The 22,766-nt window shown below is 60.2% G+C and carries 21 protein-coding genes, 1 tRNA gene and 1 riboswitch; of the genes, 18 read left to right on the top strand and 4 right to left on the bottom strand.

What is annotated here, in order from left to right; genetic code table 11:
• Window position 1: 1 nt before the first annotated feature.
• The gene (locus tag QMP16_RS19385) at window positions 2–1,459 is read left to right on the top strand and encodes a cobyric acid synthase (protein WP_282153718.1); all 1,458 of its coding nucleotides are present in this window, start codon (window positions 2–4) and stop codon (window positions 1,457–1,459) included.
• 3 nt (window positions 1,460–1,462) lie between these two features.
• Here QMP16_RS19385 and QMP16_RS19390 read toward each other — a convergent pair whose 3' ends face one another.
• The 3 genes from QMP16_RS19390 to QMP16_RS19400 all read right to left on the bottom strand — a co-directional run bounded on the left by QMP16_RS19390 (window position 1,463) and on the right by QMP16_RS19400 (window position 4,469).
• Window positions 1,463–2,227, bottom strand: a complete 765-nt coding sequence (locus QMP16_RS19390; RefSeq protein WP_282153719.1) for a hypothetical protein — start codon at window positions 2,225–2,227, stop codon at window positions 1,463–1,465.
• Between the two features lie 74 nt (window positions 2,228–2,301).
• On the bottom strand, window positions 2,302–3,720 hold the full coding sequence (locus QMP16_RS19395; RefSeq protein WP_432653419.1) for a TolC family outer membrane protein: 1,419 nt from the start codon (window positions 3,718–3,720) through the stop codon (window positions 2,302–2,304).
• A 95-nt stretch (window positions 3,721–3,815) separates the two neighbouring features.
• Window positions 3,816–4,469, bottom strand: a complete 654-nt coding sequence (locus QMP16_RS19400) for a protein-L-isoaspartate O-methyltransferase family protein (protein ID WP_282153721.1) — start codon at window positions 4,467–4,469, stop codon at window positions 3,816–3,818.
• 227 nt (window positions 4,470–4,696) lie between these two features.
• Here QMP16_RS19400 and QMP16_RS19405 point away from each other — a divergent pair.
• From QMP16_RS19405 to cobJ, 8 genes are all read left to right on the top strand, one after another.
• Window positions 4,697–4,770: transfer RNA gene (locus tag QMP16_RS19405), tRNA-Cys, on the top strand.
• Between the two features lie 287 nt (window positions 4,771–5,057).
• Window positions 5,058–5,267: riboswitch (cobalamin riboswitch) on the top strand.
• 85 nt (window positions 5,268–5,352) lie between these two features.
• Window positions 5,353–5,742, top strand: coding sequence for a DUF1636 domain-containing protein (locus QMP16_RS19410; RefSeq protein ID WP_282153722.1), 390 nt, complete (start codon window positions 5,353–5,355; stop codon window positions 5,740–5,742).
• Window positions 5,739–6,794 (top strand): cobalamin biosynthesis protein CobW, encoded by a 1,056-nt coding sequence (gene cobW / locus QMP16_RS19415; RefSeq protein WP_282153723.1) that lies wholly within the window; start codon window positions 5,739–5,741, stop codon window positions 6,792–6,794. The genes QMP16_RS19410 and cobW overlap by 4 nt, the downstream gene beginning before the upstream one ends.
• 3 nt (window positions 6,795–6,797) lie before the next feature.
• Window positions 6,798–10,091, top strand: coding sequence for a cobaltochelatase subunit CobN (gene cobN / locus QMP16_RS19420; RefSeq protein WP_282153724.1), 3,294 nt, complete (start codon window positions 6,798–6,800; stop codon window positions 10,089–10,091).
• Window positions 10,088–11,215: a precorrin-3B synthase gene (gene cobG / locus QMP16_RS19425; RefSeq protein WP_282153725.1), complete on the top strand. Its 1,128-nt coding sequence runs from the start codon at window positions 10,088–10,090 to the stop codon at window positions 11,213–11,215. The genes cobN and cobG overlap by 4 nt, the downstream gene beginning before the upstream one ends.
• A complete protein-coding gene (locus QMP16_RS19430) occupies window positions 11,215–11,844 on the top strand; it encodes a precorrin-8X methylmutase (RefSeq protein ID WP_282153726.1) in 630 nt (209 codons plus the stop codon). Before cobG ends, QMP16_RS19430 begins: the two co-directional genes overlap by 1 nt.
• On the top strand, window positions 11,841–12,569 hold the full coding sequence (locus QMP16_RS19435; protein WP_282153727.1) for a precorrin-2 C(20)-methyltransferase: 729 nt from the start codon (window positions 11,841–11,843) through the stop codon (window positions 12,567–12,569). Before QMP16_RS19430 ends, QMP16_RS19435 begins: the two co-directional genes overlap by 4 nt.
• A complete protein-coding gene (gene cobJ / locus QMP16_RS19440; protein WP_282153728.1) occupies window positions 12,566–13,318 on the top strand; it encodes a precorrin-3B C(17)-methyltransferase in 753 nt (250 codons plus the stop codon). The genes QMP16_RS19435 and cobJ overlap by 4 nt, the downstream gene beginning before the upstream one ends.
• On the opposite strand, the gene QMP16_RS19445 is transcribed toward cobJ, so the two are convergent.
• Window positions 13,291–14,040, bottom strand: coding sequence for a cobalt-precorrin-6A reductase (locus QMP16_RS19445; RefSeq protein WP_282153729.1), 750 nt, complete (start codon window positions 14,038–14,040; stop codon window positions 13,291–13,293). The two genes, cobJ and QMP16_RS19445, sit on opposite strands and share 28 nt — an antisense overlap.
• Here QMP16_RS19445 and cbiE point away from each other — a divergent pair.
• The 9 genes from cbiE (at window position 14,039) to QMP16_RS19490 (ending at window position 22,604) form a co-directional block, all read left to right on the top strand.
• A complete protein-coding gene (gene cbiE / locus QMP16_RS19450) occupies window positions 14,039–15,238 on the top strand; it encodes a precorrin-6y C5,15-methyltransferase (decarboxylating) subunit CbiE (protein ID WP_282153730.1) in 1,200 nt (399 codons plus the stop codon). The two genes, QMP16_RS19445 and cbiE, sit on opposite strands and share 2 nt — an antisense overlap.
• Entirely contained in the window at window positions 15,235–15,603 is a 369-nt protein-coding gene (locus tag QMP16_RS19455) for a cobalamin biosynthesis protein (RefSeq protein ID WP_282153777.1), read from the top strand. Before cbiE ends, QMP16_RS19455 begins: the two co-directional genes overlap by 4 nt.
• On the top strand, window positions 15,600–16,394 hold the full coding sequence (cobM, locus tag QMP16_RS19460; RefSeq protein ID WP_282153731.1) for a precorrin-4 C(11)-methyltransferase: 795 nt from the start codon (window positions 15,600–15,602) through the stop codon (window positions 16,392–16,394). The genes QMP16_RS19455 and cobM overlap by 4 nt, the downstream gene beginning before the upstream one ends.
• Window positions 16,387–17,715, top strand: coding sequence for a cobyrinate a,c-diamide synthase (locus QMP16_RS19465; protein ID WP_282153732.1), 1,329 nt, complete (start codon window positions 16,387–16,389; stop codon window positions 17,713–17,715). Before cobM ends, QMP16_RS19465 begins: the two co-directional genes overlap by 8 nt.
• The gene (gene cobA / locus QMP16_RS19470) at window positions 17,712–18,440 is read left to right on the top strand and encodes a uroporphyrinogen-III C-methyltransferase (RefSeq protein ID WP_282153733.1); all 729 of its coding nucleotides are present in this window, start codon (window positions 17,712–17,714) and stop codon (window positions 18,438–18,440) included. The genes QMP16_RS19465 and cobA overlap by 4 nt, the downstream gene beginning before the upstream one ends.
• On the top strand, window positions 18,433–19,176 hold the full coding sequence (cobF, locus tag QMP16_RS19475; RefSeq protein ID WP_282153734.1) for a precorrin-6A synthase (deacetylating): 744 nt from the start codon (window positions 18,433–18,435) through the stop codon (window positions 19,174–19,176). Before cobA ends, cobF begins: the two co-directional genes overlap by 8 nt.
• A gap of 100 nt (window positions 19,177–19,276) precedes the next feature.
• A complete protein-coding gene (locus tag QMP16_RS19480) occupies window positions 19,277–19,735 on the top strand; it encodes a DUF302 domain-containing protein (protein ID WP_282153735.1) in 459 nt (152 codons plus the stop codon).
• A gap of 78 nt (window positions 19,736–19,813) precedes the next feature.
• A complete protein-coding gene (locus QMP16_RS19485) occupies window positions 19,814–21,433 on the top strand; it encodes a thiamine pyrophosphate-binding protein (protein WP_282153736.1) in 1,620 nt (539 codons plus the stop codon).
• The gene (locus QMP16_RS19490) at window positions 21,420–22,604 is read left to right on the top strand and encodes a CaiB/BaiF CoA transferase family protein (RefSeq protein WP_282153737.1); all 1,185 of its coding nucleotides are present in this window, start codon (window positions 21,420–21,422) and stop codon (window positions 22,602–22,604) included. The genes QMP16_RS19485 and QMP16_RS19490 overlap by 14 nt, the downstream gene beginning before the upstream one ends.
• Window positions 22,605–22,766: the final 162 nt, after the last annotated feature.

Genomic DNA, 22,766 nt, shown 5'->3' on the forward strand with positions numbered 1-22,766 from the left:
CATGGTTCGGTCCATCATGATTCAGGGCACCGGCAGCAATGTCGGGAAATCGGTTCTAGTGGCCGGTCTGGCGCGGGCTTTCACCCGGCGCGGGCTGCGCGTTGCACCGTTCAAACCGCAGAACATGTCGAACAATGCCGCCGTCACCGAAAATGGCGGAGAGATCGGCCGTGCACAGGCCCTGCAAGCGCTGGCGGCGCGGCGTGCGACGCATACGGACATGAACCCGATTCTGCTGAAACCGGAAACCGACACTGGCGCTCAGATCATCGTTCAGGGCCAACGCGCCGGCACGATGAAAGCGGGCGATTACCGCAAGGATAAATCCAAACTGCTGGGCGCAGTGCTTGAAAGCTTTGACCGCTTGTGCAGCGACGCGGATCTTGTCCTGATCGAAGGCGCGGGTAGCCCGGCCGAAACCAACCTGCGCAAGGGTGACATCGCCAATATGGGATTTGCGCGCGCTGCAGCCGTACCCGTTATTCTGGTAGGTGACATTCACCGCGGGGGTGTCATTGCCCAGATCGTAGGCACCCAGGCGGTATTGGATGCAGGCGATCTGGAGATGATCCGGGGTTTTGCCGTCAATCGGTTCAAGGGCGACGTATCCCTTTTCGATGAAGGTCGCGATGAAATCGCTGCACGTACCGGATGGCCCTGTCTGGGCGTCGTTCCCTGGTTCCATGATGCGTGGAAACTGCCAGCCGAGGATATGATGGATATCCGGTCCCACTCTGGCGGGGCCTGCAAGGTGGTTGTTCCGCAGTTAGAACGCATGGCAAATTTTGACGACCTCGACCCTTTGTCTGCCGAACCCGGTGTCTCGGTCGAGATCGTGCCAGCAGGACGCCCCCTGCCCGGTGATGCAGATTTAGTACTGCTGCCCGGCAGCAAATCCACCATTGGCGATCTGGCTTATTTCCGGGCTCAGGGCTGGGATATCGACCTATATGCCCATGTCCGCCGGGGCGGCCATGTTCTGGGCCTGTGCGGCGGCTATCAAATGCTGGGCAAGACAATCGCTGATCCGGATGGCGTCGACGGACAACCGGGGACTGTTGAAGCGTTGGGCCTGCTGGATGTTGAGACCGTGATGGCAGGGAAGAAACAGGTAACGCTCACTTCGGCCCGCGCCCTTGGCGGAGGAGAACCGGTGTCGGGCTACGAAATCCACATGGGCCGTACCGAAGGCCCTGATTGCGCCCGCGCTTGGCTAGAGGTCGAGGGGCGGCCAGAAGGTGCTGCAAACGCCTCTGGTCGTATCCGCGGTAGTTACCTGCACGGTATCTTCAGCTCGGACGCATTCCGCGCGTCATACCTGTCGCAATTGGGCGTGGCCTCGGACCTGGCCTATGAAGACGGGGTCGAAGATACGTTGAACGCGCTGGCCGACCACCTTGAACAGAATATGGATCTGGACCGCCTGCTGGCGCTTGCAGAAACGCCCAAAAGCGTCTGAGTGCTACTCGAGGTCCTGCTCGGCCAGGGCCTTGTAGATTTCGCGCCGGACCATCTTACGGACGTTGCGGGTGATACGTTCACCCAAAACACCCTGCAATTCTTCACGGACAACCTCAGCTATCATTTTGCGCAATGCGTCTTCGCAAATACCAGCTATCGCTGAATCTTCCGCTGCTGCTTCGACTGGGTGAACAGGTGGTGCGGTGATCACCTCGGGGTCGCGAACGAAAGTTGCCTTGGTCGTCGCGACAGCTTCTTTGGCCTTTGCCTGAGAGGGTTCGGCTTTCTTTCCCTCGGTATCCGTAACTTCTTTGCGCGCGCTGAATTCAAGGGCCTTCGCCGGAGTACCGGAGTACTCGTCTTCGCTGTCGCCATCCGGCTCCCACTGGTCCTCAGTGCGTGCAATCGCCGCTTCTAGGGCTTCGATCTTTGCGCTCAGGCTGTTGGTCGGGTTTTTGGCCGGCTCTGGCGCGGCTTGTTCTTTGTTGGCGGGATTTTCACGATTTACGATGTCGCACGCGCGCAGAAGCATCGGCTTGACCGACGCGTCGGCCGTGTAGCCTGCTTTGGCTTCGGCTTCAATCTCCGGGCTGTCTTGAATGCTGGAAGTTCCGCCGACTCGCAATGCATCGGTAAGCACCAATCGCCCGGGCTTGCGGGCGATTGAAGGCGTCGGCTCCGAGGTTTGTTCACCTCTTTCACCGACCAGCCGTTTGATCGAGGACAGCACGTCCTCTACTCTGCCGTTCACGACTTTTTCCGTCATTGTTCTCTACCGCTCTATCCTCAGGATTGAGTGTAGCCAAACAAGCCGGGCGTCACAACAGATAGTATTGACCCTTAGTCGCGGCGCAGTGCTTTGAGAACGCGATCCAGGTCCTTGCTTTGTCTGCTGACCTGAGCCGGCGCTTTCTTGACTAGGTTGTAATACAGCGTCGGATCATAGATCTGCACCGCCAGTCCCAGACGTTCGGCGGTCAACAGGCCCTGTGCTTGCAACAGCTGGTAAGCCGCACGCGAACGCTCGATACGCGATGCGACCTCGGCCAGCTGCGCATCCAGCAAATCCTGCTGGGCGTTCAAAACGTCCAGCGTGGTCCGTGCACCCAGAGTGGCCTCTTCGCGGATACCGTCAAACGCCACTTTCGATGCGCGAACCCGTTCGCTCGACGCCCGCAAACTTGCTGATGCCGCTTGGAAACGGGCATAGGCTTCGGTCACACCCTGAGTGATATCTTTTTGCACATTCAACAGGTTGGCACGCGATGCATCCCGTGTGGCCATGGCGCGGCGCACGCTTGCGGCCAAACGGCCACCGGCATAAATCGGCTGGTTGAAATTCAACGAAACAGTGCCGTCTCTGGTGTTGTCGTCGTTGTCATAGCTCTCGGTGATACCGGCATCGGCATTCAGGCTGACATTCGGTCCCAGGTTGGCGCGCTGCTGCGCCACGATCAGGTCGAAGGCACGCACCTGGTGCTGAGCCGAAAGAATGGCCGGGTGATTACGCTGCGCGAGGCTGACGGCCTGCGGTTCCGAGTTTGGCAGGTTTGGCAGGCTCGGTTGACCCGCCGTGCGTCCGGGCGATTTGCCAACGGCATTCACATATTCCGCCTGCGCCGTGTCAAGGTTACCGCGCGCAACAGCCAGATCAGCTTGCGAGCTTGCAAGCTGGGCTTGTGACAGCGCAACGTCCGTACGCGTGACTTCGCCTACATCGAACCGGTCCTGCGATGCGCGCAGTTCTTCGGCCGACACGTCGACGTTGTTCAGGCGAATCTGTACGGTTTCTTCCTGCAAAAGAACTTCGAGATAAGCATTGGCACCGCGGAACAGAACCTGTTGTTCGATATCAACAAGGGTCTGTCTGGTCGACAGCACCGTTTCTTGCGCCGATTGCTTGCCCAGAACGGCAGCCCCACCATCGTAGAGCAGTTGGCTGAGGGTCAGACCAGTGAAGAAGTTGTTCGGGTCGGGTCTTGTCACCACATTGTTGATTTCGCGACGCGTGTAGTCGTGGCTAATTGCAACCGTCCAGTTGATGATCGGTCGAAGCGCCGACAACGCAATTGCCACGTCTTCATCCGCCGCACGCAACAACGCTCGGTTCTGCTCCAGCAACCCGCTGGTATTATACGCACCAATGAATGCGTCAGTTATGTTGTCAGCCCAGACCGCACGTCCCGGTACAAAGCTAAGTGCGACCCCCGCAGTAAGCGCCAGCGCCTTGACCAGCTTTCCTCCCGCCATAGAACCCATAACGAAATCCTCTCAAATCGAAATTACGCTGCTCTGCCGATAGTTTGCGCGTTTGCATTAAACTAATCAAGGCAGCAGAAAAATCAGTGATCGAACTATAGCGAAAATACACGACTTTTGGAAAATGTCTGCAAAATCGGTGCATTGGCGTTAAACGCATCCCGCCAGGTCACACGATCCCCTGATTTATGGCCGATACGGACGATCCCCAGCGCACCTTGGACAAAAAGGCAGGCAATTCGCCCATGATCCTTAAGCTGTGCGATCAAAGCATCCGGAACCTGTTCCACGCCACCCTGGATCATGATCACGTCATAAGGCCCATGTTCGGGGGCACCTAGCTCAAGCGGGCCGACATGGACAATCGCATTGTCTGCCTCCGCCTCCATCAGGATCGACTGGGATTCGGTCGCAAGGCTCTCGTCTTCCTCTACGGCGACAACCAGTTGTGCCATGCGCGCAGCGACAGCGGTCGAATACCCCAAGGCCGGGGCAATATCCAAAACCGACTCGTCGTTGGAGATGTTCAATATGTCCAGCATCTTAGCCAGGGTCCGCGGCTCTAGCATGCAGCGCCCGTCACCTAGCTCGATTAATCCCTCGACATAGGCGGCCTCGCGCTGCGCATCCGGCACGAAATTCTCGCGCTTGACGGTCAGCATCGCGTCTATAATGGGAAACTTCGTGACATCAGAAGGACGTATCTGCGTATCGACCATCGTCCGGCGGCGGGCTGCGAAATCTGTCATTGGATCGCTCATCTTGCTCCCTTGGGTGATTGAGTTCTGCCACATCCTTGAAAAACCGGCAACGGCTCAGACACGGAATCTTTCCAATCTTCACAAGATACAACGTCGCAACCGAAGACTAAGTTTGCACCCGACCCTGAAATTTGCGCTCCCCCCTCTGGACGCTCCTGTCGAAAGCTGCTAAAACGCCGATCACACCACGGCAAGTATTTGATTTTACTTGAAAAGGCGAGTTGGCGGAGTGGTGACGCAGCGGATTGCAAATCCGTGTACACCGGTTCGATTCCGGTACTCGCCTCCATTTATTTCCAAGCACTTAGCTTTCTGCGCTGCTTTCGCAATTTCGAACGCCTAAAGTTCAGTATCAGATGCCTGTTGCGATTGCGGGTCCAGCGATTCCATTTACACAACCGCACTACCTGATTACCAAAGCGAGAAGTGCTCAATCATCTGCGGCGGCCGGGCTGAATTGCGCCTGGCTCGCGTGAACGGATCGCATCGGATGCCGCTGACTGACTTCGGCTGGTCGCTTTTCTGACGTAACCGGTTTTCAATCCCCAGTCGTGCTTGACAAGCCCCCTGCCCGTGCCGCATGTCGCATGCGTTGGTGTCCATCCTCGGATGGATGAAAAGGGAATGTGCCAGCGATGTCATCGCCAAGCACAGCCGCCCCCGCGACCGTGACCGGAGAGGGTGCCCAATGCCACTGGCCCAATAGGCCGGGAAGGCGGGACATCCGACAGGGCAATTGCTCTGACATCCGCAAGCCGGGAGACCTGCCAGCACCCGAAGTTGAAACCGGGCGGGGTGTTCCGGTGTCGGGTCCATGTGCAGACGCGTGGCCCGCATGAAACCCCGTCCCCCGTATAAAGGATTTAGGGGGATGAGAGACGTGACCGAGACCGCACCAGTCGAATTGCTGGTCTGCACGACATGCCGCCGTGGGTTACCCATCGAAGATGACACCCAGCGACCCGGTACTTTGCTGCATAAAGCACTTGAACAGGCCGGCTTGCCTGACGGCGTCGACCTGAAACCGGTGGAATGTCTGTCGAACTGTGATCAGGGATGCTCGATCGTTTTGCGTGGCGGCCCGTCCCGATGGACCTTCGTTTATGAAAACCTCGACGAGACCGACCATGTCGAGACCATCGTTGAAGGCGTCACCAAGTATCTGGCCGCTGAAGACGGTCTGGTGAAATGGCGCGAACGCCCCGAACATTTCCGCAAAAACTGTGCGGCCCGCATTCCCCCGATTGGAGCCCTGAAATGAGCAACCTTGAAAAACTCCCCGTCACTGTGATCACCGGCTTTCTGGGCTCGGGTAAAACCACGCTGGTCAAACACCTGATGCAGAACCCTCAGGGCAAGCGCCTGGCCGTTATTGTCAACGAGTTTGGCGATGTAGGTGTAGATGGCGATATCCTGAAATCCTGCGCCATTCCGGATTGCCCGGCAGAAAACATCATGGAACTTGCCAATGGCTGCATCTGCTGCACCGTGGCCGATGATTTCATCCCAACCATCGAGGCACTGATGGCGCTGGAGCCGCGCCCCGATCACATCCTGATCGAAACATCCGGCCTCGCTCTACCCAAGCCGCTGCTAAAAGCGTTTGATTGGCCTGATATCCGCTCGAAAATCACCGTCGATGGCGTGATTGCTCTGGCCGATGCCGAGGCCGTTGCCGCCGGGCGTTTCGCCCCGAATGTCGAGGCGGTGGACGCCCAGCGCCTGGCAGATGACTCGATCGACCACGAAACGCCTCTGTCCGAGGTGTTTGAGGATCAGATCTCGTGCGCCGACATCATCCTGCTGACAAAACCCGATCTGGCCGGTCCGGAAGGCGTTGCCAAAGCCAAAGAGGTCATCGCGGCTGAGGCGCCGCGCGCCCTGCCCGTGGTTGAGGTTGCCGAAGGCGCCGTTGACGTGCGTGTCGTGCTGGGGCTGGAAGCGGCCGCCGAGGATGACATGGACGCACGCCCTTCGCATCACGATGGCCATCACGACCACGAACACGACGATTTCGAAAGCATCATCGTCGAGCTTCCGGAACAGACCGACCCGGCGGAACTGGTCGCCAATATCGAACGTCTGGCCAATGAGCTGAACATCCTGCGCGTCAAAGGCTATGCCGCCGTTCAGGGCAAACCGATGCGTCTGCTGGTGCAGGCCGTTGGTGCCCGCGTGCGTCATCAGTACGACCGGCCGTGGGAACCGGGTGAAGAGCGCCGCTCGCGTCTGGTGGTCATTGCCGAGCATGACGACATCAATGAGGCCGCCATCCGCGATATCCTCGTGGGTGTGACCGAGGCCGCCGAGTAAGCCATGCACGTCGTCTTCCGCGAAAGCCACGGGTTAGAAGAGACCGAAACCCCGACCGATCTGGGTCAGAGCCCGGCGGATCTGGTGGTGCTGTCCTTTTCGGACAGCGACCTTGGCGCTTTCGCGGCAGGATGGCATCGCGGTGGCGGGTCCGAAGGTCGCATGCCGACGATGCGATTGGCCAATCTGACCGCGTTGAAACACCCGCTGTCTGTCGACACTTATGTCGAGCAAACGCTCGAGGGCGCCAAGGGCATTCTGATCCGTTTGATCGGCGGCGTCCCTTACTGGTCCTATGGCTTGCAGCAAGTTCTGGCGCTGGCACAGGCTAAAGGCATCGCGCTGGCCGTCCTACCCGCCGACGGGCGCGAGGATACTCGGCTGGATGACTACTCCACCCTGCCCGTCTCGACCCTGCGGCGGCTTGCGCATCTCTGTGACACCGGCGGTGAAGTCGCGGCGCAAGCGGCTCTTGCCCAGATGGCGCTTGCGGCGGGTCTCTATGCCGGACCCGTGATGGGGGCCAAGACCCTGCCCGAATGCGGTGCATGGTGCCCGGATCGCGGCGTCATCCCGGCGGATAAAGCGTTCACCACCGACGCAAAGCGTATCTTGGTAACGTTCTACCGGGCTTACCTTACCTCGGCGGACACCGCCCCGGTCGCAACCTTGATCCGCAGCCTGCGCGCACGCGGGTTTGAGGCCGTCGGTCTGTTCGCTCCCTCGCTGAAAGCCCCGCTTGCCGCCGATTGGCTGCGCGAAAATGTCGTGGCGCTGAACCCGGCGGCGATCATTAATGCCACCTCTTTCTCGGGCAAGGGCGCATCCGGCACCTCTCCACTGGACGCCGCCAATGTGCCGGTGTTTCAGGTTGCTCTGGCCACCTCACGCCGCCAGGCTTGGGCCGAGGCGGAACGCGGTCTTTCGCCCGCTGATCTAGCGATGCATGTCGTCCTGCCCGAAGTGGACGGTCGGATCTCGGCAGGCATCGCCTCTTTCAAGGAACCGGGCAAGCGTGACCCGCATCTGGAGTATTCCCGTTTTGCCCACCGGGCTGAACCGGAACGGATCGAGGCTATCATCGACAGGGTCACCGGCTGGTTGAACCTGAACGACAAGCCCAAAGGGGATCAGGTCCCCGCCTTGGTGCTGTCCACCTATCCCGGCAAAGACTGGCAGATGGCCCATGCGGTGGGCCTCGATGCTTTGGCCTCGGCCGAGGCGATGCTGGCCGACCTGCAGGGCGAAGGGTATGACACCGCTCCTGCCCAGCCGATTTCTGATACGTTGTTGGACGCGCGGATTACGTGGTCGCTTGGCGAATATCTTACTGCGCTGGCAGACTTGCCGGAACAACTGCGCGCAGACCTCGAAACCGTCTGGGGCAAGCCCGAGGATGATCCGGCCTTTGCAGATGGCGCGCTCCACTTCACCGCCCTGCGCCGCGGCAAGGCGCTGGTCGCGTTGCAACCTGAACGCGGCACGCCCGAGTTGCGTGATGACGATTATCATGACCTGTCCCGCACCCCCCGCCACGGCTATGTCGCCTTCTATCTGTGGCTGCGCAATGGTCTGAGAGCGGACGCATTGATCCATATCGGCGCGCACGGTACGCTGGAATGGCTGCCAGGCAAATCGGTCGCTTTGTCCAACGAATGCTGGCCCGAGGCGCTGATCGGCAACCTGCCTGTCATTTACCCCTTCATTGTCAACGACCCTGGCGAGGCCGCGCAAGCCAAGCGACGGATCGGGGCCGTCACTTTGGGCCACATCCCGCCGCCGATGAAAGAAAGCGGCACGCCGGATCGGATGGTTCGGCTGGAATCGCTGCTGGACGAATTCTCGAACGCCGATGGCTTGGACCCCAAGCGCCGCGACCGCCTACAAGAAGATATCTGGGATGAGGCGCAAGCCATCGGGTTAGAGAGCGACCTCGGTCTCGATCAGGCCACCTGCACGGCCGAGGCGATCACTCGCATCGACCGTTTTGTCTGTGACATCAAGGAAAGCCAGTTCGGCGACGGGTTGCATATCTTTGGACGTGTGCCCGAAGCTGCCGCCAATTTTGACACGGCACCTTCTGCCAATGCCGAACGCAATGCACTGATCGACGCGCTAGCAGGCAAACGGATCGAGGCAGGCCCGTCCGGGTCCCCCTACCGCGGACGGTCAGACGTCCTGCCCACCGGGCGAAACCTGTATACAACCGACCCGCGCTCGGTTCCGACCCGCGCGGCCTATACCCAAGGTGTGAAACTGGCCGAAGAACTGGTCCGGCGGCACCTGCAGGAAGAAGGCGACTATCCCAAGGGGCTGATCGTTGATCTCTGGGGTTCAGCCACGATGCGCACGGCGGGCGAAGAGTTCGCCATGGCGTTGCACCTGCTGGGCGTCAAACCCGTTTGGGACAAAGGGTCCGAGCGGGTGTCGGGCATCGAAGTGCTACCCATCACTGACCTCAGTCGCCCACGTCTGGACGTGACCTTGCGCGTCTCAGGCTTGTTCCGTGATGTGTTCCCGACCCTTTCAGCGCTTTATGGTCAAGCTGTTCGCGCGTTGTCGGATCGCGATGAAGCCCCGGACTGGAACCCTTATGCCGGACAGGCCCCGGCGGCGCGCGTCTTTGGCCCGGCCCCGGGCAGCTATGGCGTGAACATGACCCAGCTGTCCGAAATCTATACGGATGAGGCCCGCGCGCAGGCGGGTGAGGCATGGCTTGAGGCCAGCTCTTTCGCTTTGGAAGGCGAACACATCACACAAGATTTGGACGGCATTACCCAACGGGTCACGAATGCCGACAGTTTCGTGCACCTGCAGGATCTGACCGAAACCGATCTGCTGTTGGCCAACGACTATGCCACGCACGAGGCTGGTTTCGCCGCCGCCAAGACAGTCACCGGTGGTACGGCGCAGCTATACCATCTGGACAACACCAACCCGGATAGCCCGCGCGCCCGAACGCTGCCTGAAGAAATCAGCCGTGTGGTTCATGCCCGTGCCGCCAACCCGAACTGGATTGCAGGCATGCAAAGGCATGGCTTTCGGGGCGCTGCCGAGATTGCGGCGACGCTTGATCACATGGCGTCTTTCGCGCATCTGTCGGGCACAGTCGCGCCGCATCTGTTCGACCTCTATCACGACGCCACTTTGGGAGACGCTGAGGTCGACGCGTTTTTGCAAGAGGCCAACCCGCGCGCGTATCAGGCCATGCAGGACAGGTTCCGCGCGTTGTTGGACGCGGGCCTTTGGAACACCCGCCGCAACTCAATCCGGGCCGATCTGGAGGGGCTGGGATGAGCGCCCCGGTCGTTCAGGGTTGGTGCCCCGGTGCGCATCGGCCGATGATGTCGGGCGATGGTCTGGTGGTTCGGGTGCGCCCGCGTCTGACTCGTTTGAGCGCCGAACAAACACGTGGTCTTTGTGAGTTGGCCGAGCGATTTGGCAATGGCACGATCGACCTGACCAACCGCGCCAATTTACAGCTGCGCGGGGTGAAAGAAGACGATCATCAGGCATTGCTGGCCGAGCTGGCCGCGCTGAACCTTTTGGATGCTGAGCCCGGTATTGAAATGCGACGCAATATCTTGGTGTCGCCCCTATATCGATCAGGTGATCGAACCGCACAGCTGACACAGGAACTGATCGACCGGTTGGAGGAATTGCCGACTCTGCCCGCCAAATTCGGCTTTGCCATCGACACTGGCCCCACGCGCCTGTTGGCGGCGGATTCGGCCGATATCCGGGTCGAGGCAGGCACTGATGGCCTCATCCTGCGCGCCGACGGGGCCAAGACTGGCTGCCGGGTCACAGAAACCAACGCAATTGACCGGCTTATCGCCTTGGCCGGATGGTTTTCCGAACGTTTCACGCCAGAAACCCGCCGCATGGCGCGGGTGGCCGCGACGCAGGATTTGCCAGCGGAGTGGCAAGGCAGCGCGCCCGGTGACATCGGCACACCGCCGCAGCCCGGCGTCTGCGATCTGGGTGTGTTTTATGGCGCGGCGTTCGGACAATTGCCGGCGCGACAGCTCTTAGACCTTGTTACAAACAGCGGAGCCACTGCCCTGCGCGTCACTCCGTGGCGACTGATCCTGCTGGAAGGCGGGGCGGCGATACAAGCACCGGACTTTGTTATTGATGGCACCGACCCGCTGATGACAACCGACGCCTGCCCCGGCGCACCGTTCTGCCCGCAAGCTCAGGTGGAAACCCGCGAAGTTGCCCGCGTCTTGGCCGCCCAAATCCCAGGAAGTTTGCATGTATCCGGTTGCGCCAAAGGCTGTGCCCGTATGGGTCCGGCAAATGTCACACTGGTCGGCAACGACGGACGATTTGATCTTGTCAAAAACGGTCGCGCGGGGGATGAGCCCTCCCAACGCGGGCTGACACCCGAAACACTTATGACTATGGACCTCACCTGATGCCCTATGAATACGAAACCGACGGCGCAGCGATCTATAAGCAAAGCTTTGCCACAATCCGGTCCGAGGCCGATCTGGCGCGTTTTGACGCTGATGAAGAGCAAGTTGCGGTTCGCATGATCCACGCCGCCGGAATGGTCGGTCTGGAAGAATTCGTACATTTTTCGCCCGGTTTCGTGCCAGCCGCACGGACGGCGTTGGAGAATGGCGCGCCTATCCTGTGCGACGCCCGGATGGTCAGCGAAGGCGTGACCCGGTTCCGCCTGCCTACTGAAAATGAGGTGATCTGCACCCTGCATGACGAGCGCGTGCGCCCACTGGCCGCCGAGATGAGCAATACCCGCTCTGCCGCCGCGCTGGAGCTTTGGCGCCCGCATCTGGAAGGCGCTCTGGTCGCTATCGGCAACGCGCCGACCGCTCTGTTCCACTTGCTGAACATGCTGGAGGATCCCGATTGCCCGCGCCCGGCCGCCATCATCGGCTGCCCGGTGGGCTTTGTCGGTGCCGTCGAATCCAAGGACGCATTGTGGGAGGCCCAGCCTGTACCCTCTTGCATCGTCAAAGGCCGTCTGGGCGGCAGCGCCATCACCGTCGCCGCGATAAACGCCATTGCGAGCCGCGCCGAATGAGTGGCGGCAAGATATACGGCGTGGGCCTTGGTCCCGGTGATCCGGACCTGATGAGCGTGCGGGCCGACCGCCTGCTGCGCAATGCGCGCCACGTCGCGTTCTTTCGCAAGCCGGGTCGCAGCGGTCAGGCACGCAAGATCGTCAATGGTATGATCCCGGACAGTGCTGTTGAGTTTCCCATGGAATACCCAGTCACTACGGAAATTCCACTGGATGATCCGCGCTATAACGAATTGCTCTCGGCCTTTTACAAGGACTGCGCCGGGCACTTGAAGGCTCTGTCGGATCAGGGCGAGGACGTGGTGGTATTGTGCGAGGGCGATCCGTTTTTCTATGGGTCTTTCATGCATCTTTACAGCCGCTTGCGCGATCAGGCTGATGTAGAGGTCGTGCCAGCCATTACCGGCATGTCCGGCGCATGGACAGCAACGGGTAACCCGATCACCTGGGGCGATGATGTGCTGACAGTACTGGTCGGCACCCTGCCCGAAGAAGATCTGGCAATTCGCATGGCGCAGACCGACGCGTTGGTTGTCATGAAAATCGGGCGCAATATAGACAAGGTGAAGCGTGCGCTGAAAACAGCCGGTTTGTATGACCGCGCATGGATCGTCGAGTTTGCTCAGATGCCGAACCAGGTGGTGACGAAACTGTCCGAGGCATGCGAAAAGGTGACACCCTATTTCTCGATCATTATCGTGCATGGTCAGGGACGGCGGCCATGAGTGGTTGGGTCAAGATTGCGGGCCTGGGGCCAGGTAACGAAGATCTCGTAACCCCCGAGGTTTCAGCTGCTTTGACGGATGCCACGGACGTGGTCGGGTACATCCCCTATGTCGCGCGCGTGACCGAGCGCCCTGGTCTGACGTTGCATGCTAGCGACAACCGGGTCGAGATCGATCGATCCCAACACGCGTTGCAGATGGCGGCTGAGGGGAAACGGGTGGTCGTGGTATCCTCGGGCGATCCCGGTGTGTTCGCAATGGCGGCAGCTGTGTTCGAAGCCCTAGAGAATGGTCCCGCCGAGTGGCGCAATATCCCTATCGATGTCTTGCCCGGTATCACCGCAATGCTAGCGGCATCCGCGCGGGCCGGGGCGCCGCTGGGTCATGATTTCTGCGCCATCAACCTCAGCGACAACTTGAAACCCTGGTCGCTGGTTGAAAAACGTCTTCGCCTAGCAGCGCAGGCGGATTTCGCGATGGCGTTTTATAACCCGCGCTCGAAATCCCGCCCGGAAGGCTTTGTAAAAACGTTGGAAATCCTGCGCGAAGAATGCGAGCCCGAGCGCCTGATCCTGTTCGCGCGCGCCGTATCGCGCGCGGATGAGGCGATCCGGATTTCAACCCTCGCCGAGGCGACGCCTGACATGGCTGACATGCAAACCGTGGTCATTGTCGGGTCATCCCTGACGCGCGTCATCAACCGTGACAGCGCGCCGATCGTCTATACCCCGAGGTTCACCCCGGAATGAGCCAACCAGTCCAGAACTTGCGTCACGTTCGACAATTCGGTCCTTCGCGGAAGGGTCGGCCTGTCGATCATCAGCACCGGCACGCCCAATGCGCGCGCGGCATCCAGCTTGGCGCGTGCACCGGTGCCGCCAGAGTTCTTGGACACTACCAGTTCAATGCCATGCTGCAGCATCAGCGCTCGGTCCCCTGCTTCGGTGAAAGGTCCGCGCGACACGATCGCCTCGCAATCGGGCAGCGGCAGTGCATCCGGTTCATCCACCAGCCTCAGCAAAAAGTGATGTTGGGGCTGAGCCGCGAAATCTTCAAGATGCAGGCGGCCAACGGCCAGAAAAACGCGCCGTTTAGGACCGCTCAAAGCGGTAACTGCCGCGTCAATATCAGAAACGTGCTGCCACCGATCTCCGTCCTGCGGGCACCATGCCGGGCGGGTCAAAGCGGCCAAAGGCACCTCGGCTTCGCGGCATGCGGCAATGGCGTTTGTGCTCATTTGCGCGGCAAAGGGATGGGTGGCATCGACTACTTGAGTGATCGCGTGGTCCGTCAGGTAACGGGCCAGGCCTTCGACGCCGCCGAACCCTCCAACACGCACCGGCAGGGGCTGCGGCCTTGGATTGTCCACTCGTCCGGCATAGGAATAGGTCGCCGGGATGCCCTGCTCGGCCAAGGATTTGGCCAGTGCATTGGCCTCGGTCGTGCCACCAAGGATCAGGAGGTTGGTCATGCATGAAGCTCCGTGGCTAAGCGTCTTGGGCTTGGGCGAAGATGGACTGGATGGCCTGTCACCCGCAAGTCGTCAAGTACTGGAGCGTGCCGAAATCATCATGGGCCCGCCGCGCCATTTGTCTCTGATCCCCGAAACAGGTGCGCAGCGCGTAGATTGGCCTGTGCCCTTCTCCGACGGCCTGCCGATCCTGACCGGGTTTCGCGGACGCCCAACGGTTGTTCTGGCCTCGGGCGATCCGTTCTGGTTCGGCGCGGGCTCGGTAATCGCGCGCAATTTCGACGCCGGAGAATGGACAGCCCATCCGGGTCAGTCCACGTTCTCGCTCGCCGCCGCGCGTCTGGGCTGGCCGTTAGAAAGTACGCAGACATTCGGTCTGCACGCCGCCCCGCTGACCCGTCTGCGCCCGCATCTTTCGCCTGGATTGCGCGCCATCCTGCTGCTGCGCAACGGCGCTGCGGTGGCCGAGCTTGCGACATACCTGAATGAAACGGGTTTCGCCGATACGCAGCTGCACGTGATGGAGGCCCTTGGCGGCCCCCGCGAACGGTCGCGCAGTGTATCGCTGACCGAAGCCCTGCTGGGCGGGTTCGACCATCCAGTCTGTGTTGGGCTTGAAGTTGCGGGTGAAGGACAGGCGCTGCCCAAGGCCTCAGGTAAGCCGGATGATATCTTCGAGAATGACGGCCAGATCACCAAACGCCCTGTGCGGGCGCTGACCCTGTCGGCGCTGGCCCCCAAGCGCGGCGAGCATCTGTGGGATATCGGCGGCGGCACCGGCTCGATCAGCATCGAGTGGCTGATGTGCGACTCGACCCTGACCGCAACCACGATCGAACCCCGCGAGGATCGCGCGGACCGCATTCGCCGAAATGCCGACACGTTAGGGCAAGACCGGCTGCAAGTTGTGCATGGCACAGCGCCAACCGCACTGGACGGCCTTGGGTTTCCGGATGTGGTATTCATCGGCGGTGGCCTGAGTACCGAATTGCTGAATTGGCTGTACGCCGCCCTGCCCGCCGGCACCAGGTTGGTCGCCAATGCTGTGACGCTGGAAAGCGAAGCCTTACTGGCGCAATGGCACGAAAAACTGGGCGGAGAACTTTTGCGCATCGAACTGGCGCAGGCTTCGGCACTGGGACCTCGGCGCGGTTGGAAATCCGCATATCCGGTGGTGCAGTGGAGCGTAATCTTATGATCATCGCAGGTTTGGGGTTTTCATCAACGGCGACCGTGGACAGCCTGCGCGCCGTATTCAAGCGGGCCAGCGTTGGGCAAAACGTCGACGCGCTGGCCACTGTTGCCGACAAGGAAGGTCACGCCGCGCTGTCGGAGTTTGCCGCAGAGACTGCCCTGCCCCTGCATTTCATCGCTGCTGCCGATCTGGCGGGACAGCGCACTCTCACCTGCTCGAACCGCAGCCATGCCACCTATGGCACCGGCAGCGTAGCCGAAGCATCCGCCCTTGCCGCCGCCGGAACAGGTGCGCGGCTGACCTCACCCAGACAGATTTCGGACGACCGGCTTGCAACCTGCGCCGTCGCCATCGGAGGACAAACATGACCGTTCATTTCATCGGCGCCGGACCCGGCGCTGCCGACCTTCTGACCCTGCGGGGGCGTGATATCATCGCGTCGTGCCCGGTGTGCCTGTATGCAGGATCGCTGGTGCCCGAAGAGATTCTGGCCCACTGCCCCGAGGGCGCAAAGATCATCAACACCGCGCCAATGGATCTGGATCAGATCATGGCCGAGATTGAGGCAGCGCATAAGGCTGGCAATGACATTGCACGTCTGCATTCCGGCGACCTGTCGGTTTGGTCGGCAATGGGTGAACAGATCCGGCGATTGAAGGAGATGGGCATTCCGGTCAGCGTGACCCCCGGTGTACCATCGTTCGCCGCAGCGGCTGCATCGCTGGGAACGGAACTGACCTTGCCCGGATTGGCGCAATCTGTGGTCCTGACCCGGACGCCCGGCCGCGCATCTTCAATGCCCGAAGGCGAAACTCTTGAGAACTTTGCCCGCACCGGCGCAACTCTGGCCATTCACCTGTCGATCGGAAATCTGGACAACGTGATCGCGGACCTTACCCCGGCCTATGGAGCAGACTGCCCGGTGGCAGTGGTATATCGCGCCAGCTGGCCGGACGAACGGATCATTCGCGCCACGTTGGCGACCCTGAAAGACTCACTGGACGAGAGTATCTCTCGCACCGCTCTGATCATGGTTGGCCCGGCACTTGCGGGCGAAGGCTTTGACGAAAGCTGTCTCTATTCAAAAGAATACGACCGCCGGTATCGCCCGCAAAGCGCGGACAGCCCTTGGTCAAGCTGGAGCCCCGAGAATGAATGACGGGATGACCAACCCTCCGGGACTACTGATTTCTGCGCCGTCTTCCGGGACGGGTAAAACCACCGTCATGTTAGGCTTGTTGCGGGCGCTAGCCGAGGATGGCCTGACGGTGCAACCGTTCAAGAGCGGACCGGACTATATCGATCCAGCTTTTCACCGTGCCGCAGCGGGACGCGCCTCGTTCAATCTGGACAGCTGGGCGATGGCCGAACCTTTGCTGAACGCAATTTCTGCTCAGGCCGCGGGCGCGGATATCGTCGTGGCCGAAGGATCGATGGGCCTGTTCGACGGCGTTGCCAAGCCCGGAGAGCTTGGGCACGGATCAAGTGCCGAAACCGCACAGCGTATGGGCTGGCCCGTGGTTCTGGTGCTGGATGTGGGCGGTCAGGCCCAATCTGCGGCGGCCACTGCGCTGGGATTTCGGATGTACAATCCCGACTTGCCCGTTGCCGGTGTGATCCTGAACCGCTGCGCCAGCCCACGCCACGAACGCCTGACCCGGTTGGGTATGGAGCGAGCAGGATTGCCGGTTCTGGGCGTGTTGCCCCGGCGTGGAGATCTGACCTTGCCCGAGCGGCATCTTGGTTTGATTCAGGCGGTCGAGCACCCAGATCTGGAAAGCGCGATTGCCGGGTATGCCGCGTTCCTTCGCGAACACGTGGACCTTGAGGCGATCAAGGCGGCGGCTTCCTCAGGCCCCAAGGGGCCATCGTCAGCCGCGCTGCCGCGGCCTCCGGCACAGCGGATCGCGCTTGCACGAGATGCGGCGTTTTCGTTCACCTACCCGCATTTGCTGGAAGGCTGGCGCGCGGCGGGGGCGGAAATCCTGCCGTTTTCACCGCTGGCTAATGAAGCCCCGGCTGCTGATGCCGATATGGTCTGGTTGCCCGGTGGCTACCCTGAATTGCACGCGGGCACTTTGGCTTCTGCCGACACATTCCTAAGCGGTATGCGCAAACATGCGGAGACAAAACCCGTTCATGGTGAGTGTGGTGGGTATATGGCCTTGGGCGAAGCTCTGGTCGACAAGGAAGGGGTCCGGCATCAGATGGCGGGTCTGCTTGGGCTCGTGACCTCCTATGAGAAGCGAAAGTTCAATCTTGGGTATCGCAAGGCGCAATTGTTGGCCCCAATGGCAGGGTATGCCGCTGAAGCGACATTGCGTGGCCATGAGTTTCACTATTCTTCGATCCTCGAGCAACCCGACGCACCTTTGGCACGGGTGTTCGATGCTGAAGGGGTTGAGGGACCACAAACCGGATCAATTCGCGGCAACGTGACCGGAACATTCTTTCATCTGATCGCTGAGGCTCAGGCATGAGCGGTTTCGTTTCGTTCATTGGCTCCGGTCCCGGGGATCCGGAACTGCTGACGCTTAAAGCCGTGGACCGGATGCAAAAGGCAGACGCGGTGCTGTTCGATGATCTCAGCAGTGGCCCAATCCTGAACCATGCGCATCAGGACGCAGACCTTGTTGGGGTCGGCAAACGCGCCGGTCGCCCGTCACCGAAACAAGACCACGTCAGCCGCCTGTTGGTGGACTATGCCAAAACAGGTGCCCGCGTCGTGCGACTGAAATCCGGTGACGGCGGTCTGTTTGGACGGCTGGAAGAAGAACTGGTGGCGCTGCGCGAGGCCGGGATCGAATACGAGATTATCCCCGGCATCCCTTCGGCGATTGCCGCAGCAGCGGCGGCTGGCATTCCCCTGACACGGCGGCTCACGGCGCGCCGCGTACAATTCGTCACCGGCCACGATGTCAGTGGCAAACTGCCCGATGATCTGAATCTGACCGCCCTTGCCGACCCAGATGCCACTACCGTTGTATTCATGGGCAAGCGCACATTTCCTTTACTGGTCAAGGCACTGAATGAACATGGCTTGCCGCTGGAAACACCGGCGTTGATGACCGAATCCGTTTCAACCCCGGATCAGGTGCTACACCGATCCACGGTTGGTGAGTTGGCGGACAAGCTGGGTGCTGAGATCGGCACGGCCCCTGCCCTGATACTCTATGGCCCTCTGGCAGAGACCGACAATGTTTGACTTAACTCTGATCGGTATTGGCACCGGCAATCCGGACCACCTGACGTTTCAAGGCGCTAATGCCATTCGGGACGCAGACCTGATCCTGATCCCGCGCAAGGGCGAGAACAAGGCCGATCTGGCCGGTTTGCGGGAAGAGATTATCGCTCAGGTGACCGACACCGCGCCACAGATCGCATATTTTGATATCCCCAAACGGCGTGCTGATGATGGCTATCTGCGCGGCGTGGATGAATGGCACGATGCCATCGCTCTGCGGTGGCAAGAGGCGATCGCGGCGCATCCCGATGCAAAGCGGGTTGCCCTTTTGATCTGGGGCGATCCCTCGCTTTACGATAGTTCGCTGCGCATCGCCTCGCGGCTGCAACCTCAACCGGAGACGCGTGTAATCCCTGGTATCACCGCGCTTCAGGCACTGACCGCGGCGCATGCGATACCAATCAACGATCTGGGCGCCCCGTATGTCGTGACCACCGGTCGGCGCATTCGGGATGAAGGCTGGCCGCTTAACGCCTCGAAAGTGGCTGTTATGCTGGACGGCGAGTGTTCGTTCCAAAGCCTTGAGATGGCAGGCTATGATATCTGGTGGGGCGCTTATGTGGGGATGAAGGAAGAAGTCCTGATCCACGGTCCTTTGGCTGATATGGCGTCGCAGATAGTCGAAACGCGCGCAAAAGCGCGGGCGGATCACGGCTGGATCATGGACATTTATCTGCTGAAAAGGCGTGTGGACTGATCCGAAGGCAACTTCTGCGGCTGCTACCCACGGGATTGTGACTGCGCGAAATGCGAGTTTCTGGCATCAATTTCGTACCCATACCCATGAGGACAGCACGATGAAGGCTATTTCGACCGTACTGTGTTTGCTGGCCCTTCCCGCACTGGCGCAAGAACCGCTGCCGGGCTGGGCCGTTCATTCCACCGACAAAAGCTATGATGTGTTGGTCGCGGATACGAAGGCCGCTGTAAAAGAAAACGATCTGATCGTTGTAACGCAGGCCGGGCCAACCAAGGCGGCGGCGGCCCGTGGTATCATCATTCCCGGAAACTTAGTGATCGGCGCCTTTAACAACGACTACGCGGTGCGGGTTCTGGAAACCTCGGTCAACGCAATGATCGAAGCGCCCATCCGATTCTACGTGACCGAGAATGCGGACGGCACGGCGACTTTGTCCTACAAAACCCCAAGCCACGTCTTTGCCCCCTATGCCCAGCAAGGCGGTGAGCCACTGCAAGAAATTGCGACGGAACTGGATGAAAAGTTTCAGGCAGTGGCGGAATCCGCAGTCAATTAGTCACACTGCCGTGAACCTGCTTGCGTCCGGACGCGTCCTCCGCAATCTGCAATGACGTATTATTTCGGAGCATAACTAATGCAGGACCTTTCGCCCCGCGCCGCGGACCTTTTGGCCCAAAGACTTTACGAGGCCGGATGCCGCCATGCCTTTGGTATGCCCGGTGGCGAGGTTCTGACGTTGGTGGATGCGCTGGAACAGGCGGGGATCACCTTTCACCTGACCAAGCACGAAAACGCCGCCGGATTCATGGCCGAAGCCGTGCATCACCGCGACGGCGCACCTGCTGTTCTGGTGGCGACGCTTGGCCCCGGCGCGATGAACGGGATCAACGTGGTCGCCAACGCCTTGCAGGACCGGGTGCCGATGATCGTGCTGACCGGTTGCGTCGATGCGGATGAAGCGCTGACTTATACCCATCAGGTTATGGATCACGCACAGGTCTATCGCTCGATCACCAAAGGAACCTTTAAACTGACGGCACAGGGCGCGGATATCGTGGCAGACAAGGCCGTATCGCTGGCCAACCAGCCGCGCCCCGGACCCGTGCATATCGATATTCCGATCTCGGTTGCGGATATGTGCGTATCCAGCGTCAAGAAGCGGCGACTGGTCAAGACTGCCGCCGTCGCGCCCGAGGGCAATTGCCTTGAGAAAGCGCGCCGTTGGGTGGCTGACGCGGAACGTCCCATTGCGATTGTGGGGCTGGACGTGCTGTATGACGGATCGCGCAATGTTGTGCAGGCGTTTCTGGAACATTTCGGCATCCCCTTTGTAACCACCTACAAAGCCAAGGGAGTTGTGCCCGAAGATCACCCCCTTTGCCTTGGCGGGGCCGGATTGTCACCGCTGGCCGACAAACACCTTTTGCCGCTGGTTGAACAGGCCGATCTGGTCTTGTGCCTTGGCTACGACCCGATCGAGATGCGCCCCGGCTGGCGCGAGGTCTGGGACCCTGAAGAAAAGCGAGTCATCGACATCTCGGCTGTGGTCAATGACCACTATATGCATCAGGCCAGCCTGAATATGGTCGCCGATACGGGTGCCACGTTGGAGGCCATGGCAAAGGGCAACCCTGCCCGCGAAACGTGGCCGGACGGCGAACCCACACGGGTCAAAACCGCGCTGGCTGAGGCGTTCCCGACCGATGAGGAATGGGGCCCCGCCGCTGTCATCGCCGAAACCCGTGCAACCCTGCCTGCCGAAACACTGGCTACAGCCGACAGTGGCGCGCATCGTATCTTGCTGAGTCAGATGTGGGATTGTTCCGAGGAACGCGGACTGATCCAGTCCTCGGCGCTGTGTACCATGGGCTGCGCCGTACCAATGGCGATTGGCATGAAACTGGCCGAACCGGACCGCCCAGTCATCAGTTTTTCGGGCGACGCCGGGTTCCTGATGGTAGCCGGAGAGCTGTCGACTGCCGCCGAAATGGGCGGAAACCCGATCTTTCTTGTCTTTGTCGATGCCAGCCTTGCGCTGATCGAGCTGAAACAGCGCCAGCGCCAGATGGGCAACAGGGGCGTGGATTTCGACCATCACGACTTTGCAGCCATGGGCCGGGCGTTTGGCGGTAAAGGTCACACCGTTCGCAACCGCGAGGAACTGCGCAATGCCCTGAATGAGGCGATGAAAGCCAACTCATTCACCGTGATTGCCGCAGAAATTGACCGTGGGGGCTATGATGGCCGGATCTGAAGGACCGCTGAAGGGCGTCAAAATCCTGGACCTCAGTCGCATTTTGGCCGGACCGACCTGCACGCAGTTGCTGGGTGATCTGGGGGCCAGCGTGATCAAGATCGAAAACCCCGCGACCGGCGGGGATGACACCCGCCAATGGGGCCCTCCTTACGTCGAAGATGCGCAAGGCAACCGGTCCGATCTAAGCGCTTATTTCATGTCGGCCAACCGCAACAAGAAATCCGTGGCTATCGACATCACCACGACCGAGGGGCAATCTGAAATCAAACGGTTGGCCTCGCATGCGGACATTCTGATCGAGAACTTCAAACCCGGCGGATTGGCGAAATACGGTCTGGACTACGCCACGTTGTCGCAAGACTTCCCCAGCCTCGTCTATTGCTCGATATCGGGTTACGGCCAGACCGGGCCAAATGCGTCCAAGCCAGGCTATGACCTGATGGCACAGGGGTACGGCGGGATCATGTCGCTAACAGGCGAACCCGATGGCGCGCCGATGAAGGTGGGCGTGGGCATCGCCGATGTGATGTGCGGAATGTACGCAAGTGTCGGCATTCTGGCGGCCCTGCGCCACCGCGATCAGACCGGCGAAGGCCAGCAGATTGATCTGGCGCTGGTAGATGCGCAGATCGCGTGGCTGATCAACGAAGGTGCGAACTATCTGACCTCAGGCACCGTACCACAACGGCGCGGTAACGGGCATCCGAACATCGTACCCTATGACGTTTATGAAACCGCCGATGGCCACGTCATTCTGGCCGTCGGAAATGACAGTCAGTTCCGCCGGTTCTGCGAATTCATCGATCACCCCGATCTGGCGGATGATCCGCGTTTCGCCACCAACCCAGCTAGGCTGGAAAATCGTGACGCGTTAAACGCCGTGCTGCGTCCGGTGGTGAAGACCCATGCTTCAGAGACCATGATTGAGCAGCTCGAAGCCCGCAAGGTTCCGGTTGGTCCAGTACAGACTTTGGATCAGGTTTTTTCAACCGATCAGGTCGAAGCCCGCCAGATGCAGATCGCGATGCAGGCCGCACCGGGTGATGTTCAACTGATCGGGAATCCGCTGAAACTGTCGCGCACACCTGTAACATATCGGGCTGCTCCGCCCGTCTTTGGGGCCGATACGCAGGCCGTTTTGCGCGCTGAACACCCCTTTGACGATTGAAACACTCTGCCCATTTCGGCGGCATGTTGCTGAAACATGCCATTGAATCGGCGGTTTTTTTCAATTTTTGCCCACACGGCATTTCACCAATTCGAGAGCAGGGCCGATACTGATACGACCCACCAAGAGTCTCTGCTACATCAGGTGATGTAGATATTCTCG

The organism is Ruegeria atlantica, from assembly GCF_947495585.1.
In the GTDB taxonomy this organism is placed as follows: Bacteria; Pseudomonadota; Alphaproteobacteria; order Rhodobacterales; family Rhodobacteraceae; genus Ruegeria; species Ruegeria atlantica_G.

Bases quoted from the DNA above. Each gene is read 5' to 3' on its own strand.
- cobF (WP_282153734.1), top strand. From the start codon at position 18,433: ATGTTTGACTTAACTCTGATCGGTATTGGCACCGGCAATCCGGACCAC.
- QMP16_RS19455 (WP_282153777.1), top strand. From the start codon at position 15,235: ATGATCATCGCAGGTTTGGGGTTTTCATCAACGGCGACCGTGGACAGC.
- QMP16_RS19400 (WP_282153721.1), bottom strand. From the start codon at position 4,469: ATGACAGATTTCGCAGCCCGCCGCCGGACGATGGTCGATACGCAGATA.
- QMP16_RS19410 (WP_282153722.1), top strand. From the start codon at position 5,353: ATGAGAGACGTGACCGAGACCGCACCAGTCGAATTGCTGGTCTGCACG.
- cbiE (WP_282153730.1), top strand. From the start codon at position 14,039: ATGCATGAAGCTCCGTGGCTAAGCGTCTTGGGCTTGGGCGAAGATGGA.
- cobW (WP_282153723.1), top strand. From the start codon at position 5,739: ATGAGCAACCTTGAAAAACTCCCCGTCACTGTGATCACCGGCTTTCTG.
- QMP16_RS19485 (WP_282153736.1), top strand. From the start codon at position 19,814: ATGCAGGACCTTTCGCCCCGCGCCGCGGACCTTTTGGCCCAAAGACTT.
- QMP16_RS19390 (WP_282153719.1), bottom strand. From the start codon at position 2,227: ATGACGGAAAAAGTCGTGAACGGCAGAGTAGAGGACGTGCTGTCCTCG.
- cobA (WP_282153733.1), top strand. From the start codon at position 17,712: ATGAGCGGTTTCGTTTCGTTCATTGGCTCCGGTCCCGGGGATCCGGAA.
- QMP16_RS19480 (WP_282153735.1), top strand. From the start codon at position 19,277: ATGAAGGCTATTTCGACCGTACTGTGTTTGCTGGCCCTTCCCGCACTG.
- cobG (WP_282153725.1), top strand. From the start codon at position 10,088: ATGAGCGCCCCGGTCGTTCAGGGTTGGTGCCCCGGTGCGCATCGGCCG.
- QMP16_RS19395 (WP_432653419.1), bottom strand. From the start codon at position 3,720: ATGGGTTCTATGGCGGGAGGAAAGCTGGTCAAGGCGCTGGCGCTTACT.
- cobN (WP_282153724.1), top strand. From the start codon at position 6,798: ATGCACGTCGTCTTCCGCGAAAGCCACGGGTTAGAAGAGACCGAAACC.
- QMP16_RS19445 (WP_282153729.1), bottom strand. From the start codon at position 14,040: ATGACCAACCTCCTGATCCTTGGTGGCACGACCGAGGCCAATGCACTG.
- QMP16_RS19465 (WP_282153732.1), top strand. From the start codon at position 16,387: ATGAATGACGGGATGACCAACCCTCCGGGACTACTGATTTCTGCGCCG.
- QMP16_RS19490 (WP_282153737.1), top strand. From the start codon at position 21,420: ATGGCCGGATCTGAAGGACCGCTGAAGGGCGTCAAAATCCTGGACCTC.
- QMP16_RS19385 (WP_282153718.1), top strand. From the start codon at position 2: ATGGTTCGGTCCATCATGATTCAGGGCACCGGCAGCAATGTCGGGAAA.
- cobM (WP_282153731.1), top strand. From the start codon at position 15,600: ATGACCGTTCATTTCATCGGCGCCGGACCCGGCGCTGCCGACCTTCTG.
- cobJ (WP_282153728.1), top strand. From the start codon at position 12,566: ATGAGTGGTTGGGTCAAGATTGCGGGCCTGGGGCCAGGTAACGAAGAT.
- QMP16_RS19430 (WP_282153726.1), top strand. From the start codon at position 11,215: ATGCCCTATGAATACGAAACCGACGGCGCAGCGATCTATAAGCAAAGC.
- QMP16_RS19435 (WP_282153727.1), top strand. From the start codon at position 11,841: ATGAGTGGCGGCAAGATATACGGCGTGGGCCTTGGTCCCGGTGATCCG.